At 63.8% G+C, this 4,306-nt stretch carries 2 protein-coding genes; both read left to right on the top strand.

Annotated elements, in window-relative coordinates; all coding sequences use genetic code 11:
* On the top strand, positions 1-2,188 hold a 2,188-nt coding region (locus PVZ80_RS25505; protein WP_273864734.1), incomplete at its 5' end, for a T1SS-143 repeat domain-containing protein.
* A 273-nt stretch (positions 2,189-2,461) separates the two neighbouring features.
* Positions 2,462-4,306, top strand: a 1,845-nt coding sequence (locus PVZ80_RS25500; protein ID WP_443201017.1) for a T1SS-143 repeat domain-containing protein, incomplete at its 3' end; no start/stop codon positions are given.

Below are 4,306 nucleotides of genomic sequence, written 5' to 3'. Positions count from 1 at the left end.
CGACGTGGCTGGCGAAGCCACCACGGCCAGCGGCAGCGTCACCGGGATCTTCCAGTCCGGGGCCGACGTGCCGCTGAGCTATTCCCTGTCGAGTAATACCAGCGGTCTGCCAGCCCTGAGCTCGGGCGGGGTGGCACTGGTGTACAGCGTCCTGGGTGACACCCTGACCGCCAAAGCGGGCGCCGTCGATGTCTTCACCTTCAGCCTCAGCGCAGCGGGGGCCTACAACTTCGCCCTGCTCAAGCCCCTGGATCACCCCGCCGGCAATAACGAAAACGACATCACCCTCAACCTCGGCACCCTGCTGCAAGCCACCGACAAGGACGGCGACACGGTGACCGCCGCGGCCGAGAAACTGGTGATTACCGTCGATGACGACACGCCAACAGCCAACGGAACTGCCGTGACCGGCACCGTCGACGAGGACGGCCTGGCCAATGGCATCGCCGGGGGTGTCGGTGACGTAGCTGGCGAGGCAACTGTCGCCAGCGGCAGCGTTACCGGGATCTTCCAGTCCGGTGCCGACGTGCCGCTGAGCTATTCCCTGTCGAGTAACACCAGTGGCTTGCCGGCCCTGAGTTCCGGCGGAGTGGCGCTGGCCTACAGCGTCCTGGGCAACACCCTGACCGCCAAGGCCGGTGCGACTGACGTGTTCACCCTGAGCCTGACGGTAGCGGGTGCCTACACCTTCACCCTGCTCAAGCCTCTGGATCACGCAGCCGGCAACGACGAGAACGACATCACCCTCAACCTGGGCACCTTGCTGCAAGCCACGGACAAGGACGGCGACACGGTGACCGCCGCAGCCGACAAGCTGGTGATCACCGTCGATGACGATACGCCGACCCTGGCCTTCGGCAACCTGATCGGCACCGGGACCGACCTGGCGCAACAAGGCTACTGGAACAAGGCGGCCGGAGCCGACGGGCTGGGCGCGGCCGGCCTGGACATTTCGCTGGTGAACAACCAGTTCACCCTGGTCCGGCCGGATAACACCACCACCATCGGCACCGGCACACTGGTCGAGCAGTCGCCGTCACCGGATGGCAATGGCGCCTACCAGTTCGCCGGGACCTTGACCGGCGACTTCGACAACAATGCGGCCACGGCGAATACCACTGTCCATTACACCCTGACCGCCAAGGCCGATGGCACCTATGCCCTGGACCTGCTGGAAGGTTTCCGTTCGATCGTCGTCCTCAGCAGTGCCGATGGCTCGCTGGATGCCGGTGGGCCGGACCCGGTACGCACGCTGACGATAGGCACCGAAGAGGTGGTGTTCTTCGGCGCCAATCCGCTGGCACCGCAGACCGGCGACAACAGCATCCTGACCGGTATCGGGCTCGGGGCGCCCGACCCGACCGAAGCCCAGTTGCAGACCAACCCGCTGCCATCGTTCATCGGTTCGGCGGCCATGAACGTCAGCACCTCGGGCATCGGTATCGCCAACAACAACCTGGAGGGCAACACCACGGCGGGCATCAATGCCGGTGACGAAAGTTTCGTGGTCAACCCCGAGACCTTGTTGACGGCCATGAAGATCTTTATCGACAACTCGGTACAGGGCTACGACCCGGCCACGGAAGAGCTGTACTACACGATCTACTACGACAACGGCACGACTTCGGGCGCGCCCATCAAGGTGCTGGCCGCCGACCTGCACGCGGAGGCCGGAAACCAGAAATCCTTCACCGTCCAGTGGGATGGCAGCCACCTGATCGACGCGGTCCAGCTCACCATGGGCAAGGGCACGATCAAGGTCCCGGTGATCCAGTTCATCAAGGAAACCCAGAGCCTGGCCAGCGATATCCAGCTGGCGTTCAACGCCACGATCACGGACAAGGATGGCGATACGGCAACCAGCGCATTCGACGCCAACCTGTTCGCCAACGACCCGAGCGACGCCTTGTTCGACTTCAGGCTGGTGGGCACCACGGGTGAACGGGATGCCTTCAACATCGATCTGTCGGTGGCCGAGAACCAGTACCAGGTCACAGGCTTCGATGCCGGAGCAGGCCAGCGCGATGCGGTGGTACTGGTTGGTGACCCGGGCGCCACTGTGCAGTCGATCAACAATGCCGGCAACGACAGCATCGTGACGATTGCCGAGACCGGCGGACAGCTGACGACCATCACCCTGCTCGGGGTCGACCTGCTCAATACCGACATTGTCCTGAGCAGCGTCTGAAACCTGGCGCGTCAAACCAAAACGAGGGTGGCCTGGAAACCGCCCTCGTTTTTTTTTACCGCGCCGAACGCTCAAGCAGCGCAAGGCTTGAAGGGCACGCAATGGACCGGCGCCCGCGCCTCATCCCGCTTCCCCGCCCAGGTAGGCTGAAACTCCCAGCCCGCCTGGGAGTATCGGCCAATGCGCATTCTGCGGTGCATCCCCATAGTTGTGGCATCTGCCAGCAGAGGGCCCAGTGCGGCCCCAACGACTGGAACTGCCTAGGAGAATGTCATGACCACCCTGCAAGAAAACCTATCCCTCACGAGCGACCCGCTCGTGGTAGCGACCGGCGTCAATGTTGCCCTGGACGAAACCAGCGGGTTGCAGAACGCCACGGCCACGCCAGCCCCTGCGGGGGACGCCGACGACAATGACATTCTGCTGGCCGCCCTGCCCTCGGCCTTCGCCACCCGCTTGACCGCCCTTGGCGCGGGTACCGCAACGGATGCCGCCTTGAGTGGCTACACCGGTGCCGTGGGTGACACCGGCAGCAATGCCTTCACCCTCAACCCGACGCCCGGCGCGGACATTACCGATATCAAGTTCACCGACAGCCTGGGCGCGCCGCTCAATGGCCTGGACAGCGGCCTGGATACCCTCGATGGCACCAGCATCCTGCTCTATACCGATACGGACAATAACAACATCGTCCTGGGCCGGGCCGGTGGCCCTGACGGCGCCATCGTGTTCGCCGGCTACATCGAGGAAACCGGGTCGCCGGTCTCGGGCGGCAAGCTCTGGACCGTGGAATACCAACCGCTCAAGCACCCGGACGCGAGCAACCCGGACGATGCCCTCAACCTGCTGAACAAGGTGTTCGTCGGTGCCAGCCAGGACCTGAAGTTCAGCCTGGCCAATGCGCCTTCCGGGCAGAACCTGTTCCTGATGTTCACCACAGCCAACCCGACGGTGGTCGATGACGGGGGTGTCCTGCGGATCAGCGATCCGACGATCATCGCCACCGGCAAGGACCCCGCCGACGAGTCGACGGGCGTCAACATCAACACCGGTGACACCATCAACACCAGCCAGGCAGGCGGGCCGACCACCTTCGGCACCAACAACCAGATGATCGTGGAACAGGAAGGCATTCGTTTTACCTTCGTCACCGGCGCCCGGCAGGACGTGACCATTCCCAACCTGGATCAGAACGAAGCGGATGTCGAAGCCAACATCGACTACACCGCGGTCTTTAATGCGAAGACCGCCAATTTCGATGTGGTGCAGTTGCAAAGCGGCAAGAGTGCGGTGGTAAAAATCAGTGCCTTCAGCACCGCGGTTGAAAGCGGCACGGACTTCGTCAACGGCTATGCGAACGATACGTCGGTGGCCATCACCAGTGTTCTGGTGATCGACAACAGCACCGGGCAAGTGATCGAGAACTCGAACGGCTCGGTGAATGATCCGAGCATTGCCATCAGCTTTGCCAGCGGGGTGGCCACCGTCACTGGCGTCAAGGCCGGCTACAAGATCGAATACACCACCACCGCGGACCACAACCGCGTACTGATCGAGAACGGCGCCGCCCTGGACGCCAAGGGCAATGACCACGCCGACTTCGACATCGGTGGCTTCGTCCTGCGCCAGGCCGCCACCACAACCGCCGAAATCGGCTCGCAGATGATCTTCGAGGACGATGGGCCGGCCGCAGCCGGAACCGCCGTGGCTGGCACCGTCGATGAAGACGGCCTGGCCAATGGCGTTGCCGGCGGTGTCGGCGATGTGGCCGGCGAGGCCACCGTGGCCAGCGGCAGCGTCACCGGGATCTTCCAGTCCGGCGTCGATGTACCGCTGAGCTTTAGCTTGTCGAGCGACACCAGCGGCCTGCCAGCCCTGAGTTCCGGCGGGGTGGCGCTGGTGTACAGCGTGGTAGGCGACACCCTGACCGCCAAGGCCGGTGCAGTCGATGTGTTCACCTTCAGCCTCAGCGCCGCGGGGGCCTATAGCTTCACCCTGCTCAAGCCGCTGGATCACGCGGCCGGTAATGACGAGAACGACATCACCATCAACCTGGGCAGCCTGCTGCAAGCCACGGACAAGGACGGCGACACGGTAACGGCCGCGCCCGAGAAGCTG

The organism is Pseudomonas sp. B3G-3 (assembly GCF_028640915.1).
In the GTDB taxonomy this organism is placed as follows: Bacteria; Pseudomonadota; Gammaproteobacteria; order Pseudomonadales; family Pseudomonadaceae; genus Aquipseudomonas; species Aquipseudomonas chlororaphis_I.
The sequence above is the reverse complement of the archived record's forward strand: the minus strand, read 5'-3'. Positions and strand labels throughout refer to the sequence as shown.